Origin of the sequence: Mesorhizobium sp. B2-5-4, from assembly GCF_006441095.1 — a bacterium.
GTDB lineage: Bacteria > Pseudomonadota > Alphaproteobacteria > Rhizobiales > Rhizobiaceae > Mesorhizobium > Mesorhizobium salmacidum.
Genome location: NZ_VFUR01000007.1, coordinates 33519 through 48885, shown reverse-complemented (window position 1 = coordinate 48885; position 15367 = coordinate 33519). Strand labels below are relative to the sequence as shown.

General features: G+C 60.7%; 13 protein-coding genes and 2 pseudogenes. 5 read left to right on the top strand and 10 right to left on the bottom strand.

What is annotated here, in order from left to right:
• Window positions 1–51: 51 nt before the first annotated feature.
• Window positions 52–474, bottom strand: coding sequence for a recombinase family protein (locus tag FJ492_RS29135; RefSeq protein ID WP_246675980.1), 423 nt, complete (start codon window positions 472–474; stop codon window positions 52–54).
• A gap of 236 nt (window positions 475–710) precedes the next feature.
• Between FJ492_RS29135 and FJ492_RS10680 the strand changes: the two genes are divergently transcribed.
• Window positions 711–1028 (top strand): YMGG-like glycine zipper-containing protein, encoded by a 318-nt coding sequence (locus FJ492_RS10680; protein ID WP_140508130.1) that lies wholly within the window; start codon window positions 711–713, stop codon window positions 1026–1028.
• Between the two features lie 312 nt (window positions 1029–1340).
• Here FJ492_RS10680 and FJ492_RS10670 read toward each other — a convergent pair whose 3' ends face one another.
• Window positions 1341–1697 (bottom strand): thermonuclease family protein, encoded by a 357-nt coding sequence (locus FJ492_RS10670; RefSeq protein ID WP_246675973.1) that lies wholly within the window; start codon window positions 1695–1697, stop codon window positions 1341–1343.
• 229 nt (window positions 1698–1926) lie between these two features.
• Between FJ492_RS10670 and FJ492_RS10665 the strand changes: the two are divergent.
• Window positions 1927–2313 (top strand): annotated as a pseudogene (locus FJ492_RS10665) (leucine zipper domain-containing protein); the annotation flags it as partial.
• A gap of 156 nt (window positions 2314–2469) precedes the next feature.
• On the opposite strand, the gene FJ492_RS10660 reads toward FJ492_RS10665, so the two are convergent.
• On the bottom strand, window positions 2470–3525 hold the full coding sequence (locus tag FJ492_RS10660; protein WP_140747053.1) for an ornithine cyclodeaminase: 1056 nt from the start codon (window positions 3523–3525) through the stop codon (window positions 2470–2472).
• Window positions 3526–3527: 2 nt separating this feature from the next.
• Window positions 3528–4459: pseudogene (gene rocF, locus FJ492_RS10655) on the bottom strand (arginase).
• Window positions 4460–4594: 135 nt separating this feature from the next.
• Between rocF and FJ492_RS10650 the strand changes: the two are divergent.
• Window positions 4595–5035, top strand: a complete 441-nt coding sequence (locus tag FJ492_RS10650) for an Lrp/AsnC family transcriptional regulator (RefSeq protein WP_140508126.1) — start codon at window positions 4595–4597, stop codon at window positions 5033–5035.
• A gap of 374 nt (window positions 5036–5409) precedes the next feature.
• Here the strand turns inward: FJ492_RS10650 and FJ492_RS10645 are convergent, their stop codons facing one another.
• From FJ492_RS10645 to FJ492_RS10620, 5 genes are all read right to left on the bottom strand, one after another.
• Complete coding sequence (locus FJ492_RS10645; protein ID WP_181166633.1) at window positions 5410–6009, bottom strand: LysR family transcriptional regulator; 600 nt, start codon at window positions 6007–6009, stop codon at window positions 5410–5412.
• A gap of 176 nt (window positions 6010–6185) precedes the next feature.
• Complete coding sequence (locus FJ492_RS28700; protein ID WP_181166632.1) at window positions 6186–6926, bottom strand: hypothetical protein; 741 nt, start codon at window positions 6924–6926, stop codon at window positions 6186–6188.
• An 825-nt stretch (window positions 6927–7751) separates the two neighbouring features.
• A complete protein-coding gene (locus FJ492_RS10630; protein WP_140714496.1) occupies window positions 7752–8777 on the bottom strand; it encodes an ABC transporter permease in 1026 nt (341 codons plus the stop codon).
• Window positions 8778–8790: 13 nt separating this feature from the next.
• Window positions 8791–10311: a sugar ABC transporter ATP-binding protein gene (locus tag FJ492_RS10625; RefSeq protein ID WP_246675971.1), complete on the bottom strand. Its 1521-nt coding sequence runs from the start codon at window positions 10309–10311 to the stop codon at window positions 8791–8793.
• A 73-nt stretch (window positions 10312–10384) separates the two neighbouring features.
• Window positions 10385–11404 (bottom strand): sugar ABC transporter substrate-binding protein, encoded by a 1020-nt coding sequence (locus FJ492_RS10620; RefSeq protein WP_140714494.1) that lies wholly within the window; start codon window positions 11402–11404, stop codon window positions 10385–10387.
• A gap of 861 nt (window positions 11405–12265) precedes the next feature.
• On the opposite strand from FJ492_RS10620, the gene FJ492_RS10615 reads away from it, so the two are divergent.
• Together FJ492_RS10615 and FJ492_RS10610 are read left to right on the top strand one after the other, a co-directional pair.
• A complete protein-coding gene (locus tag FJ492_RS10615; protein WP_140714492.1) occupies window positions 12266–12556 on the top strand; it encodes a DUF982 domain-containing protein in 291 nt (96 codons plus the stop codon).
• Window positions 12557–12710: 154 nt separating this feature from the next.
• Window positions 12711–13529: a site-specific integrase gene (locus tag FJ492_RS10610; RefSeq protein ID WP_246675970.1), complete on the top strand. Its 819-nt coding sequence runs from the start codon at window positions 12711–12713 to the stop codon at window positions 13527–13529.
• Between the two features lie 484 nt (window positions 13530–14013).
• On the opposite strand, the gene FJ492_RS10605 is transcribed toward FJ492_RS10610, so the two are convergent.
• Entirely contained in the window at window positions 14014–15339 is a 1326-nt protein-coding gene (locus FJ492_RS10605; protein WP_140714488.1) for an FAD-binding oxidoreductase, read from the bottom strand.
• Window positions 15340–15367: the final 28 nt, after the last annotated feature.

Below are 15367 nucleotides of genomic sequence, written 5' to 3'. Positions count from 1 at the left end.
AAAAGACCCTCTGTGACAGCATCCGGCTGTACTCTGCAGCCATGCTGCGCTTTATGGCCTTGAGTACATCGGATCCGACGGTGCCATCATTCGCGAATTGCTCGGCGCAAACTCGATCCGTACACCCGCCATCTGACATCGATATTCGTAGGAAGCGCTTTCATCGACGCTTTGGAACCGGCCCCATCTGCTCACGTCGTAAACGACGACCGTCTCGTAGTCGGCGAGTCCGTGTTCAATGTCGAACAGCAGCTTCTTGAGGCCGGGCCGGCCTTCTATGTGCAACCCGCTACGGCCGGGATCTTCATAGGTGGCGACGATATCGTACGCCATGACCTCGGCATAACTGCGGATTGCATCCTTCTGATTCTCAAGGGAATAAGTCTGGTGCTCGGTGGACATTCGTACATATTGAGCCGCGCGAACCCTTCTCCTCTCCTTAGGAGATTCGCGGGCCGCAGCAACCTTGTCCATCGCCTTGCACCATCGGGACGATTGTCAATCCTAGCGGTCAGCGCATAGCAATTCCAGTCCAGTTTATCGAATCGTCCGTCCGGCTAGCTTTCCGCTTTGGAAACCATGGCTTTCAACTACCGGCAAACCTTGTCTCACTTCGTGAGCCGGCGCGCCGCCGTTCCGCCGCAATGCAGCCGCACTCGGGCCATCGCCCCCCGCTTGTCAGTTCCCGGGGCTTCATAGGAGTTCCAGTCATGATCGTTAGAAAGGCTATTTTAGCGGTGCTGGTCACCGCGGCACTCGCGGGCTGCCAGTCGCAGACCGAAGGCCAGCAGCGCGCCACCACGGGTGCGCTATTGGGCGGCGCCGGCGGTGCTCTCGTCGGCCAGGCCATCGGCGGCAATACTAAGAGCACAGTCATCGGCGCGGCCAGCGGCGCGCTGCTTGGCGCCGTCGTCGGCTCCGCCACCACCCCGCAGCGCCGGGAGGACCAGCTCTGCCGCTACCAGGACCGTTACGGCCGCATCTACACCGCGCCTTGCGACGACCGTTACTACAACGGCAATTATTGATGAGCTTCCGACTGTGTGAGCCGGCGCGTTAACGCCGGCTCACACACACCGTCGTTCCGTTGTACGCTTTGCGGGATATGACGGTTTTGCGGCGGGCAGCAGGAGGTCGAGCATGATAAGCCTTGCCGGTGCCCTGAAAAAATCGCGGCGGGCATGTAGTGAAGCGGCTGCTTCGCTACGACAACCGCAACTGGCTGAGCATCCGCCAGATCGAAGCCTTCACGGTTTTCCTCGAAGCCGCCAACCGCAAGTCGCGCGAACGCGCCCTCCCTGCTTGAGCCGGGAGGACGCGATCTCCGTCGAATGGCTGACCTAGTTGACAGTCATTTGCTTGCGCCATTTCCAAGGCCTGTCGAACGATCCTGCCCATGGGCCGTACTTGGCTTTCCTGGCGTCAGTCTCGGCCTTGTCATAGAAGCCAGCACCGTATTTCGGCCAGTCGACCGCATAGCCCTTCTTGACCACCCATTCGCCGATATCGACACCGCCTGCCGTGCAGACGGCCACCATGCGCCTGAACTGGTCGCGGTCGACCTCGATGCAGGATGTCGGGCGATGCGCCTCGAGAAAGTCCGCCAGCGCGAGAGATGCCTTTTGCCCGCAAGGATATTTCTTGCCGGCGGCGTCAAGGCACAGCTGCGCGCTTTCGGGCGCGTCAATGCCGTTCAAGCGAATTCGCTGCCCGTGAATTTCGATGGTGTCGCCGTCGATGACAGAGGGGACGCCTGACAGCGGCGCGGCCGTGGCAGGCAGAGGAAGGATAAGTAGTGCAGCGGTTAAGAGGCAGGCGCCGCTAGGCAATTGCTCAGTCATCTAGTTGTGAGCTTTCCATAGATCATCCATTCGGCCCGACTGTGAAGACTGGAGTTATCAAGTCTAGATTCACCGGAGGGTCCGAATGAACATCCATAAGAATGGCCGTCTGACGCCGCTGCGTCGAGAGGAGATGGCGCTGTCGGCGATAGAAGGCGGCCTTTCTCAAGCCCAAGCGGCGTTGAAATATGCGGTGACGGCGAAGATCGTGGCGCGTTGGGTCGAGCGCTATAAAGCTGAGGGCCGGCCGGCATGGCCGACCGCTCGTCGCGACCCAAGCAAATCCCCAGCGCCACCGAACCGCCGATCGTTGAGCGGATCGTGGCGCTGCGGCGCCAGCGTCTCACCGGTCAGGATATCGCGCATGAGGTTGGCGTTCGCCAGCAACGGTGAGCCGGGTGCTTGCGCGTGCGGACTTTCGCGACTGACGGACTTGGAGCTGGCCGAGCCGGTGCTACGCTACGAGCGCGAGCCATCCCCGCCGCATGAAGTCGGTCATGAGTCGATATGAATGAAAGATCCCGCGACAGTCGTGAATGACCGCTGACTTGGAATGACCGCTGACTTGGAATGACCGCTGAGGTCGGCTTCCCATCGGTTGCGCCGACCCGTCGAATGGCAAAATTCCTCACGCAGCGGGTTGCAGAGCCGCCCTCAGCAGCATTCCGAACAAATCGCGCGGCTCGTCGGGGTCGGCCAACAGATCGAGTTCCTCATAGAGGCCGGTCGCCTGCAGCTGGTCGCGCACATAGCGCAGCGCCGAAAAATCCTCGATCGCGAAGCCGACTGAATCGAACAGCGTGATCTGCTTGGCGTCTCGGCGGCCTTGCGCCTTGGCGGCAATCACTTGCCAGAGCTCGGTCACGGGATGGTTTGGATCCAGCTGCTGGATCTCGCCCTCGATGCGGGTCTGTGGCGGGAACTCAACGAAAATGTCGGAGCGCAGCAGGATGTCCCTGTGCAGTTCGGTCTTGCCGGGGCAATCGCCGCCGACGGCGTTGATGTGGACGCCGGAACCGACCATGTTGTCGGTGAGAATGGTGGCGCACTGCTTGTCGGCGGTGACGGTGGTGATGATCCCCGCACCTTCGACCGCCTCCTGTCCAGTCCCACAGATGGTGATGTCAAAGCCCATGCCAGCCAGGTTCTTCGCGCATTTTTGTGACGCGGACCGATCCAGGTCATACAGCTTCAGCGTATCGACGCCGGTCAGCGCCTTGAAGGCGATCGCCTGGAATTCCGACTGGGCGCCATTGCCGATGACGGCCATAGTGCGCGTTCCGCTCGGCGCCAGGTACTTGGCGGCGACCGCAGACGTGGCGGCGGTGCGAAGGGCGGTCAGGATGGTCATTTCGGTGAGCAGCATCGGGTAGCCGTTCCCGACGTCGGCAAGTACGCCGAAGGCGGTGACCGTCTGCAAACCCTGGCGCATGTTCTTCGGATGGCCGTTGACGTATTTGAAGCCGTAAAGGCGCCCGTCGCTTGTCGGCATCAGTTCGATAACGCCGTCATGGCTGTGCGAGGCGATCCGTGGCGTCTTGTCGAACAGGTTCCAGCGCCGGAAATCCTCCTCGATGTAGCTGGCGAGCTCGGTCAGGAAGCGCTCGACGCCGATTGCGATCACCAGCTTCATCATGCGATCGACGCTGACGAAGGGTACGACGTTCAGCTTTGCCGTGGTCATAATCAAAAGCTCCCGGAATGGCTGCGGGTCGGGCGGTCCATGATGCGGCGGCCCATCAGGCTGGCCGTCAGGTCGACCATCAGCGTCGCGGTTCGGCCACGCTCGTCCAGAAAGGGATTCAGCTCGACCAGGTCCAGGCTGGAGACGAGCCCGCTATCAGACAGCATCTCCATCACCAGATGCGCCTCGCGGAACGTCGCGCCTCCGGGAACCGTGGTGCCGACTGCCGGAGCGATCGAAGGATCGAGGAAGTCGACGTCGAGACTGACATGCAGCAGTCCGGCTTCCGCAGACACGTGCGCCAGGAAGTCCCGCAGCAGCGGCGCGATGCCATGCTCATCAATGGCGCGCATGTCGTGCACGATCACGCCTGCCTCGTTGAGGGCCCTGCGCTCCGCCGGATCGACACTTCGAAGTCCCATCGTGCAGATACGCGACGGATCGACCGCTGCCGGCAAATCCGGGAAATAACCGGCGAAGCCCTGCTGGCCGCTGGCGTAGGCGAGCGGAACACCATGCAGATTGCCGCTCGCGGTGGTGTCGAGCGTGTGGAAGTCCGGGTGAGCGTCCAGCCACAGCACGAACAGCGGGCGTCCGGTCGCGGCGGCGCGGCGGGCAAGGCCCGATACGGTTCCTGCTGAGACTGAATGATCGCCGCCGAGAAAGATCGGCATGGCATCTTCGCTCGCCGCATAGGCGGCCTCGGAAATGGCGGATGTCCACGCCGAGATTTCAGGCAGAGCCTTCAGCGCCAGGTTGCGGTGCACGACGCGTCTTACCGGGATTGCCTGGACGGCGCCCATATCCTCCACCGCATGGCCGAGGCTGGACAGCACCTCGACAAGTCCGGCGGTTCTCAGCGCGCTCGGCCCATCTCACATCCCATTCTGCCAGCGCCGTCTTGCACCGGCGCCCCGACGATTTTGCAACGCATTGTTTTTTCCCGCGGCCAAGTTCTTATAACCCGCGAGGAGACCATGGCGAGCCGGCGATATGAACGGGCAGAATTGGCAATTCGGGAACAATGTTTAATTGTAATGGCAGCAAAATTGGTCAAAATGGTAACTCGATGGATGCGCTGGACGAACGGCTCGTTACCTTGCTTCGGCATGACGCTCGGCGCAGCGTGTCGGATCTCGCCGTCGATCTCGGCGTCTCGCGCGCTACGGTCAGGGCACGTATGGAGCGGTTGGAACGGTCCGGCGACATCATCGGATACACGGTGGTGCTGCGCGCTGACGCTGTCGACCAGCGCATTCGCGGTATCATGATGATTGAGATCGAGGGGCATGCCGCCGACCGCGTGGTCCGGACGCTGGGGGGCTTCCCCGAAGTTTCGACTATCCATACCACCAATGGCCGCTGGGATCTGGTTGTCGAGCTTGGGACCGCCTCGCTGACTGATTTCGATGCGGTGCTGCGCCGCATCCGGCTCATTGCCGGGATAACAGGCAGCGAAACCAGCCTTCTCCTGGCCACACCGCGCACGACCCGAGCGCGGTTAACCTAGGTATGTCGACTTTTCGCTGCAGTCTTTTGGATCATGAGTCCTGACCCTAGCTGGGCGTAGCCCCCGGAATAAACCTTGCGGGCTTCGCGCGTCGCCGTCTTGGACTTCCCTCCGCCATGTTCTTGGCGAGCCCGACGAACCGGAGGACGGCACGCTTTGGATTCGATTCTAGCCACACGCCCCTGATCGGACTGACGCTGTTTTTCCCGCGAAGCGGCTTCCACAGGGCAGAATCGGTGGCGACTGTCCTGGCATAGCTCGCCGCGCCTAAAGTGACGCCTTGCCCCAGTCCCACCTGGAAGATGACTGTCGCCTGGTTCGCGCGACACGTATGAATGGCGGGCCCGCCATCGGCCGCAATGCGTTCGAGCAGGTCACAGGTCCGACGGCGGCCCTTCCACCCCAACCGGGACGAGCAGAGGCATGTCCGCGAGGTCGGACCATCTGAGCACCGGCCTCTCGACAAGAGAATGACAGGACGGCAGGAGCACGAAGAGGCGCTCTTGCCAGAACACTTCGCTGCTGCAGAATTTGGAGGTGCCAATGTGATGTGTGAACATAAGGTCGAAGCGCCTGCGGCGTATTGCAGAAAGGTATTGGCCCGATGGGACATCCTCAATGGTCAGCCTTACGTCCGGGTACAGCTTGCCGAAACGCTCCATGAGGCGTTTGAGGAATTCTCCTCCTGTCACCCAGCACAGCCCAATCCTGAGTGTCTTGGCATCCTTGTTATCGCGCACACCCTCGGCGAAAGCATCGAGCAGGCCGTCGTAGTGAGCCCGCACGTTTTCGATCCAGGCGCGGCCTGTCTTCGTCAAGCGAACGCCGCGCACATCGCGCTCGAACAGCTGCATGTCGAGAAGCTGTTCGAGTTTGACGACGTTGCGGCTGACCGAGGATTCCTGGACTCTCAGGGCTCTTGCGGCCTGACGCAAGCTGCCGTGATCCATGGCCGCAAAAGCATAGGTCAGCAACTGGATGGCGTTCCCGTTCCGCGTCATGTCCCTCGAGCTTCGTGACCATCGCTGCAGGAGGCGCCTGTCCCACCGCCATGCGATCGGATCCGTATTGCGGACAGGCGGCACTCAGGCGGATCAACAGTCTCGCCTGCCCGCCTGGAGCCTCGCGCAGCTGCCACCCCATGGCTGCGTCACATCGGATTGTCCGTTATGGCGATCGTCGCTACGTCAGATACGCTGGTCTCGTAGACATATTCATGCGGAATGGCGGGCGCTGACATCTGTGAAGCGTAGAGGTCGAGATTTTCCTTGCTGTTGCTCGCCGCAAGGCTGCAGAAATTGCCGCTGTTCCACGTCATCGTGCAGTACTTGAAATGCGCACCTACGGAGCGCGCCATCTCTGCCAGCGTCACCTCATTGTTGAACATGGTCCCGAGGACGTCCGTCTTCTTTTTTGCGATTTCGTCCGGGGGAAAGTACCTCGCCTTGAAGCCATAATCCTTCTGGTACTCTCGACGCTGGTAGTCGCTTTCATCGGCCGCCCTGAATTTTTCGACGAAGACGAAGATGCCACCCTCCTTGAGGTGCTGGGTCACGAACTCGATCTGCTTGGGTCTGTTGGGCGAGTACATGAAAGCCCAAAGCTGGCTTTGAATATCCTTGACGAGATCGACAGGCTGGCGGCTGGCCCCTGGGGTGGCTGGCTCGCGCGCGGTACCGATTTCTTTTGGTACTATGAAAACGGAAAGCGCCTGCCGCTGCGCATGGTGGGTGGAGAACTCATCAATCTGGCGACCAGAACGAAGGTAGCTCGCTTCGCGGCTCCCGATATCATTGAGCGGCTGGCGAACCGCAGCCTTATTCCCAACCTGCTCCTTATGTTTCTGGTCCTGTCGATCCTGCCCGGCGTGCGCGCGCTCGGAGGCAGTCACCAGCCGGTCTACTATCCCCTGATGCGCTACGTCATTTGTCGGGCTCTAGAGACCGCAGACATGGATGCGGACCTTCGACGCGCTCTCGCGAGCGATGATGTGCCAGGAGCTTGGGGGCATCGCGTCATTGAATGCGATGAGGATCCATTCGAGTCAATCCGAAAGGGCAGCATAGGCGAAACCAGGGAGGTCATCGACCGCTTCGGCGATATGCCTTTCGCTGATGCCTGTGGAGGTCTGAGCAGTTTCGTTTCTGATCCGTCGTGGACCGAACTTTGCTCACAGCTGCGAGAGCGAGCGATTGCCCCAAGCGTCTTTTCCTAAGAGTGGGCAACTGCCCGTGGCTGCGGTCAAAATGAGCAGCACCTGCCATCGCAAAATCGGAATGGCGCATTCTTGGCGGAAAATAGTCCGCCCGCTTTTGGTGATCCAGGTAAGACGAGCTGCCGTTAGCCGATACGCAAGCAGCACCTACTGGAACTTCTCATACCGGGGCGGCTACGATCGAAGCTCCGGCCTCCGAATGGACCATCTGCTCGTGAGCCCTTCCCTTTCGGACAAGCTCCGCAATGCCGGCGTGGACGTCGAGTTGCGCGGGTGGGACAAGCCAAGCGACCCTGCGCCAGCTTGGATCGAACTCGATTGACCACCACTAAGTCACTCACGCAGCTCCGGAACTGAAATCGCTCCTATGATCGCCCTGCTACGTCTGGCAGAGGTGCAGGCCGGCCGAAGCTCCATACCTGGGCGCAAATCCCGGCAGCTCTCGCGCCGCCGAGTGTCTGGAGGAAGTTGCACATTAGGTGCCTTGGCAACCGCCGGTAATCAGATGCGTTGACGATCACGCAGATTCTGCACATAGACATTGATGATCAGTGCGACGAGCAGAATGATGCCGCGGATGAGGATTTTCAAAAAACTGTCGATCTGAACGTGATCGAGGCCATTGTTGAGGACGCCCAGTATGCACAGACCGATGATCGTGTTGCCGATCCCGCCACGGCCGCCAAAGAGGCTGGTGCCACCGACCACCACCGCTGCGATGGCGTCAAGCAGATAGCCGTCGAACTCGTTCTGCTGGGCGCTGCCGAAATGGGCCACACCAATCATCCCGGCCACACCGGAACAGACCGCCGAAATGACCATCACCGCGCCCAAGACCAGTTTAACGTTGACACCAGAATATTCCGCTGCTTCGCGGTTGCCACCGACCATGTAGACGTATCGGCCGAAGCGCGTGTAGGTCAAAACGATATGACCGACCAGCAGGAATACGGCCAGCACGATGATGATCCACGGAAAGCCGGCTATCGTGCCGGAACCCATCATCGTAACCAGATCGGGAACCGCATAGGCGATCTGACCGCGCACCAGAAGCGCGCAAATGCCAGCGCCGATCTGCATCATGGCAAGTGTCATGATGAACGAGGGAATTCCAATCAGCGTCGTGCCGAAGGCGTTGACCAGGCCCAGGAAGGCGCAGATGAGCAGCGCCAACCCGATCGCCGCATAGCCCGGCAGGGGGAGGTTGGGAATGTTGACGTAGGATTCCTGCATCGTGAAATAGGCAACGGCGATGCCGGTAGCATTGGCGATAGCCGCTACCGAAAGATCTATCTCGGCGCAGAGGATGACAAAAGTGAGCCCCACCGCGATGACGCCCGTGACGGAAATCTGCGTCAGCACGTTGACCCCGTTGTCGACGCTGAGGAAAGATGGGCTGGCGATGCTGAAGAACGCGAGCAGGATGATCAGCGTCGCGAAAGGCGCAATGTTGCGCATCCGGTTGCGCAGGAAGGCGCCAGCCCGCGACGGGGACCCTTTTACGGCTTCCTGAACCTGCATTGTCATTTGGCGTTCTCCCTCAAGCCGCGTCGAGCAGCCGGTCCTTGCTGATCGTCTCGCCGGCGAACTCGTGCACAATCCGGCCTTTCTTCATGACGATGATACGGTCGGCGAGCGACAGGACGGTTTCGGGCTCGGCCGAGACAACGATGACAGCAAGGCCCTGGTTGCGCAGCGCCCGTACGATCTTCACAACATCGTCTTTGGCGCCAACATCCATGCCTCGGGTCGGCTCGCTCAAGATCAGCACCTTAGGGATGTATGTCAGCCATTTCGCCAGCGCGACCTTCTGCTGGTTGCCGCCGGAAAGACTGGCGAGCAGCGCCATTACATTCGACGGACGGATATTCAGCAGTTCAACATGGCGGCTGGCGATCTCGCGCTCCGCTGCCGGCTTCAACCAGAGGCGCGAGATGCGGCCAAGCACGCTGATCGAGACATTTTTATAGACCGGTTCCTGGTAGAACAGCATGGAACGGCGGCTCTCCGGCACGAAGGCGATTCCCGCGCGGCGAGCGTGCGCCGTGTTGCGAAAACGTTTCGCCGCGCCCTCAATTGACAACGTCCCGGTGCTCGGCTTGAGCTTGCCGAACAATGTCCGCGCCAGTTCGACCTGGCCGCAGCCCATAAAACCATAGATGCCGAGAATCTCGCCGGCCCGCGCGTCAAGCGACACATCGGCGAAGGCGCGCCCCACCGCAAGACCTCGCGCCGAGAGGATTACGGGCGCCGCGGACTTGCTATTGAGTGCGATCGCGCCGGTATAACTTGCCTCCAGCTCCTCGTGACCGCTGCCGATCATACGTTCGATAACCCAGCCTTTGTCGATCAAGGCCGCGGCTTCGGTAACAACACGGCGCCCGTTGCGGAAGATGGTCACCTTATCGGAAACTGATAGGATGTCGTCGAGGAAATGGGAAATGAAGATCATGCTGCGGCCGCTCGCACGAACACCGCGAAGCACCTCGAACAGGCGATGCACCTCTGGCGGCGACAGCGCCGAGGTAGGCTCGTCTAGTATGATGATCCGCGCTCCCGAGAAGAGCACGCGAGCGAGTTCGACCAGTTGCTGGAGGCCGATCGACAATGATCCCATCGACGCGCGGGGATCGACCTCGATGCCAAGATTGGCGAGTTGTTCCCGGGCTGCGGCCATCATACCGGACCAATCGATCAGTCCCGCCTTCGTCGGCTGTTTTCCAAGAAAGACATTTTCGGCAACTGTGAGATCGGGAACGACGCTCAGTTCCTGATGCACCATGCCGATGCCCGCCGCAAGCGCATCACGGGCCGAGCGGAAATGGACCTGCTCTCCGTCGATGAACATGCGGCCGTTATATTCGGCGTGCACACCGGCGATGATCTTCATCAGGGTTGATTTGCCGGCGCCGTTTTCCCCAACGAGCCCATGGATCTCGCCGGCGCGCAACACGAAATCCACATCCTGCAGCGCCACCACGCCGCCGAAGGATTTCGATATCCCATCCATGCGAAGGCGCGGCGCGACCGCTCGCAAGGAGGCTTCAGCTTGAGCGTTCATTCTGTCCGCGTGGCGATTTTCCAGTGCTGCGCGAATGGCTGGCGGATGATCCGCCAGCCAGTTGGGACGAAGATCAGATCAGGAAATGGTCTTCCATCCATTGCATGCCGGAGGCATTCTCCTTGGTAACCACGGGACCGTCGGTTACGACGCTTTTCGGAATTCCTTCGCCTGACTTCTCGCCACCTGTCACCGCGGCGACGCCGGCTACAATGGCGCCGCCATGAATACGGCAGGACGGATTGCGCACGGTGGCGTGCATGCGCCCTTCGGCAACGGCGGCTATGGCAGGGGGCATGGCGTCGCAACCGCCGATCTTGATGTTGATACGGTTATGGGCCTTCATGACGTTGTACGCTGCAAGCGCCATGTCGTCGTTGTGGAAATAGGCCGCGTCAATCTGCGGATATTTCGTAAGATAGGTCTCCCATAGCCGCGCCACCTTGGTGACGTCCCAGTCGGCCGGCTGGTTTTCCAGAACCTCGATGTCGGGATGCTGTTTGACGATTGATTCGAAGCCCCGGTTTCGCCCTTGGGCGCCCGTGTGGCCGAGCGCGCCCTGCGTGGTGATGACCTTGCCCTTGCCGCCGATGGCGGTGATGAGCGCCTGGGTCACCGATGATCCCATGAATTCATTATCAGGCGCGAGGAAGCTGTGCACATTGATCTTGTCGAGTGGCGCAATCAGGGTGTCCATGTCGATGACAGGGATCCCGGCGTCGATCATCTTTTGCACCGGCTGCACCAGCGTGCCGATACCAAAGGCCTGGATCGCCACGAAATCCCATTTCTGGGAAGCCATGTTGTCGATCGCCGCGCGCTGCTTTACGGCATCGAGTTCCCCGTCGAACCAAGTCACCTCGACGTTGAATAATTTGCCCCAGTATTCCGCCGCTGCCTTACCTTGGGCGCACCATGTCGCCTGAAGTCCGGCGTTGGAGAACGCTGCCTTGAGCGGTTTTTCGGAACGCCCGGAGGCCGTGGCGGCGGCGCGAGCCTGGCTGATCCCGAAGCCGCCCAGAAGTGCAGCGGCACCGCCAACAGCCGCTAAGGTCAGAAGATTGCGTCGGTCATCGTCTATTTTGTTTTTCATAATTCCTCCCAGTATGGCTCATGGAAGTGCGAGCCATACGGCCATTATGGCCCCGCCGATCTTGTGGTCAAGGTTCCGAGACAACGTCGTTCGGCATCCTCACGGAATCCAGGGTTAGTGGCACTACAGCCCTGGCGCGTTCAGGAACCGACCATTCCCTAAGATCGACAAAGCAATGACCGAGGACGCAAAGACCCGCTCCAGTACGCTACACGCAGCGGGCTTCCTCCTTCTTGGAACACGGGCTCAGGCGAGGCGGTGCTCCGGGTCAGGAGACTGCACAATCTAGAGGAGGTCCCAGGCTCGACGGGTATGCAAGTAAGTCTTCCGGATAGCTCCGCCGCCGAATGGTGGCATGCCTGGTCGGCACCGCAACTCTTGTAGAGATGGCTTGTATTCATCCCGCTCGCCATCATGGTTGGATTGCCGGGAGGAAACCGGTGTGGCCCGGTTGCACTTCCCCGAAGAAGCTAGTCCCCCCGATGCAACCGGGCCGCTGATTTGGCCAGCCTGTTGAGTCCCGACCTGCCATCGTTCCTGACGTGACTGCGGCGTGTGAAGACGCGCGCCTGCGTCGATCGATAAATCGATGCGCTGCGACCGACAGCCGCCATGATCCAATGGCCCGCACTCGCTCAAAGCCTAGCCTCGCCTCCTGCGCTTTTGGCCTCAACATTTCACTCTAAATAGTGTGCGCGAAGCGGCAGACGCGGTCTCCAAAAAGGCGTTGCTGGCGCAGGGAGACCTCCATTGGGCGCAGGTGGGAAGTGGTCAATACACCCGTTTGGTCTACTGTCGAGGTCATCGCAACCACTCTACAATTTGCGTGTTGTTTCGGCACGCAAATTAACGGAGTCACCGATGAGACCCGAACTGTTTTCAAAGCCCGTTCCAGTATTTGTCGGGATGGGCTTCCCGCGCGATATTGTGTCGGTAGTGGAGGCCTACGAAATGCTGAATGAGTGGCCGGGCAGCCGCAGCCCGACATTCACAGCCGCGCTCTGTGTCTGCCAATCTGCTTTGGTCGGTGACAAAGACGTCGAAACAGCGCGCATTGCCTTCGAAGCTTTTGCGCTTGCCCGCGGCATCCTCGCGCCCGACGCGCTCGAAGTGGCGGCGGCACGTGCTGCTGATGAGTGGCTGACAGCTTGAGCATGGCACTCATTCACCGGCCGCAGGTCGGGCCGCAGCGCATAGAGTTCGCGCCATGATATCCGGCGCCGCACGGTCTGCAGTTCGGCCACTGGCCAATCCTTGATAGCTGTAGTTGTACGGCTCCAGGGCAAAGAGGGGTGATACGACATTCGTGCAAGGCACGACCGTGGCGAACCGCCTAACGGAAGGCATCTTTGCGACAAACCGCACGGTTGCCAAACACATGCTGGTCGCCATCAAGAAACTGCTATGGGTCGCGATTGAGGTCGAGAAGTGGATCAAGCCGCAAAACGATCCCGCATTGTCCATCCGCGTGCGGGTGCCTAGATCCACCAAGAATCCCGCTTGGCCGATTGCGGTTCGCGAGAAGTTCGAGGCACGGCATCCAGTCGGCACGGCCGCGCGCACCTGCTATGCCCTAGGCTTTTGGCTCGGAAACCGTCGCGGCGACGTCGCCGCCTTGGAGTGGGAGGATCTCGTAGCCGAGGAGATTGAACTGTTCGACGGTTCGCTCGAGTTGATCGAAGCCTTTGGCTTTCGTCAGAAGAAGAATCGCAATCGCCACGGCGGAAGAGAGATGTTCATTCCAATCGTTGACAAACTGGCGGCGGCCTTGGAACCGCTCGATCGCTCGGCGGGTGGCACCGTCCTGAAAAATGCTTACGGACGGGCCTTCTCGGAGAAGAGCCTGAGCGGGATGATGCAGCACTGGACGCGCCAGGCGGAAATTCCCCACGGGTACACGCTTCACGGTTTGCGCCGTACATTCGGCACATACCTCGCGGAATGCAACGTTCAGGCGCACGCCATCATGGAGGCAATGGGGCATTCCTCTATGACCGTAACGGACGACTACGTGCTTGAGGCAAACAAGAAGCGGATCGCGGTCGACATCGCTCGTGCGATCAACGAGCGCGAGGCCAAACGCGACGCCATGAAGCGCCGAGCGGCCGTGCGAGTCGTCAAGTGATCAGATCGAGCTGGAACAAAAGGTGGCCGCCACAGCATACCCGGGCCATAACGGGCCCAAAACATTTTGGGCCGAGGCCAGTTTTCATCAACGAAATCAATGGTTATGGTGGGCCCGGAGGGTGCGCTCTGGCCATTGATTTCATTGGTCTTTTCGTGGACCAATTCAGCAACTCTTCCCGTATCGTTCCGTATGGTCCCGCAGCCGCGCGCGGTTCATCGGCAGGCTTCGCCGCTCCAATACACCATATCTTGGTTCATCTTCGATCGGTTCGACGCAATGCGCCTTGCCGAAATCGCTGTGATTCAGGATTGCGCGATGTTGCACCTTTCTCACTTCCCGCTTTTAGGCCATGAGCAAAGACTCGCAGGCATGAATAATATGCGCGTAAAGGAGGGCTGACGCTTTCTCGGCGTCGCCTGAGCGGCAGACCTCAAGACTCTCGCGATGCTCGAGATCAGCGCTTTCGTCCCTTCGCATGGCATCAGACCGCGCCAACCTCGGCCTTCGAGCCGTCCAACAGTCGCGAGAGACGAAACGGTCTGGGATCGACAATCGGGACATCGTTGGCAACGAGATTGGCGGCGAGTTTGCCGGCCGCGGGACCGATTCCGAAGCCATGGCCGCTGAAACCCGCGGCCAGGAAGAAGCCCTTCAGAGCCTCGACCGGTGAGATGACCGGAACGGCATCGGGTGTGCAATCGACGAAACCGCCCCAGCTCTCGGCGACGTCCACGCCGGCCAGCACAGGATAAAGGCCCCTGGCTCGTGTGAGGATCTTGGCGACGGTACGGGGGTTCGGCACCGGATCTAGAACGCGTGCGCGCTCGAACGGCGTCTCCGCGTCGAGGCGCCAGTTTCCGATCGCCTCCGGTCCCGAAAAGAACGAGCGGCCGATGCCGATCTCGATCGATTTCAGGCGCTGCTTGAACATCGGCAGAAAAGACCGCGCGTGGCGCAGCCCTTGCGGCGTGATCTCAAGCGTCGCCTTTCCGCTGATCGCCATCGTGTAGCTTCCGTCGAGCCGACGGGTGAGCGCGCAGTCCGGTGTATAGACCGCCTCGGGCAACTTCGGTGCCGGCTTGGTCCGCAGGATGGTTTGCCGCACGCTGGCCTGCGGGAAGGAGATCCCATGCCGGCGGCAGAAGGCGGAAGCCCACGCCCCGCCGGCACAGAGCACTGCATCGGCCTTGATCAACCCGCGTTCCGTCACCACGCCGGTGACCCGGCCTTTGCTGATGTCGAGTCCCCGAGCAGCGCAATTCTGGATGATCTTCGCGCCGGCGCCACGCGCCGCCTCGGCGAGGATCGGAGCGGCAAGCGACGGCTCCGCCTTTCCGTCGTCGATCGAATGAACGCCGCCCAGCCAGCTGCGGCCGGTTCCGGCCGTCGCAGCGGTCGCTTCAGCGCCGGACAGCATTCGTGTATTCACCTCGAACTGGCGCGCGGCCGTCGTGCGCCAGTGGTCCCATTCTGCCAACTGACGAGGATCGTTCGTCACATAGACGAGGCCGCATCGCCGGAAGCCGAGATCGCGGCCTGTCTCTTGCCTCAGTTCGTCCCATAACTGCATGGATATGCCCGCCAGCGGCAGTTCGCGCTCGTCGCGGTTCTGTTGGCGGCACCAACCCCAGTTGCGGGACGATTGCTCTGCGCCAACATGCCCCTTCTCGATCAGGGCGACGGAGATGCCGCGCTTGGCGAGAAAATAGGCTGCGGCCGAACCGACAATGCCGCCGCCAATCACGACGGCATCCACCGCGACCGGAAGAACGTCATCGCTGGGAATGCGCAGGACTGTAGGCGACATTATGGGTGAAACCTTTCTCGCCGCCGGA

Coding starts and splice junctions, on each gene's coding strand:
- FJ492_RS29135 (WP_246675980.1), bottom strand. CDS start 474: ATGGACAAGGTTGCTGCGGCCCGCGAATCTCCTAAGGAGAGGAGAAGG.
- FJ492_RS10680 (WP_140508130.1), top strand. CDS start 711: ATGATCGTTAGAAAGGCTATTTTAGCGGTGCTGGTCACCGCGGCACTC.
- FJ492_RS10660 (WP_140747053.1), bottom strand. CDS start 3,525: ATGACCACGGCAAAGCTGAACGTCGTACCCTTCGTCAGCGTCGATCGC.
- FJ492_RS10650 (WP_140508126.1), top strand. CDS start 4,595: ATGGATGCGCTGGACGAACGGCTCGTTACCTTGCTTCGGCATGACGCT.
- FJ492_RS10630 (WP_140714496.1), bottom strand. CDS start 8,777: ATGACAATGCAGGTTCAGGAAGCCGTAAAAGGGTCCCCGTCGCGGGCT.
- FJ492_RS10625 (WP_246675971.1), bottom strand. CDS start 10,311: ATGAACGCTCAAGCTGAAGCCTCCTTGCGAGCGGTCGCGCCGCGCCTT.
- FJ492_RS10620 (WP_140714494.1), bottom strand. CDS start 11,404: ATGAAAAACAAAATAGACGATGACCGACGCAATCTTCTGACCTTAGCG.
- FJ492_RS10615 (WP_140714492.1), top strand. CDS start 12,266: ATGAGACCCGAACTGTTTTCAAAGCCCGTTCCAGTATTTGTCGGGATG.
- FJ492_RS10605 (WP_140714488.1), bottom strand. CDS start 15,339: ATGTCGCCTACAGTCCTGCGCATTCCCAGCGATGACGTTCTTCCGGTC.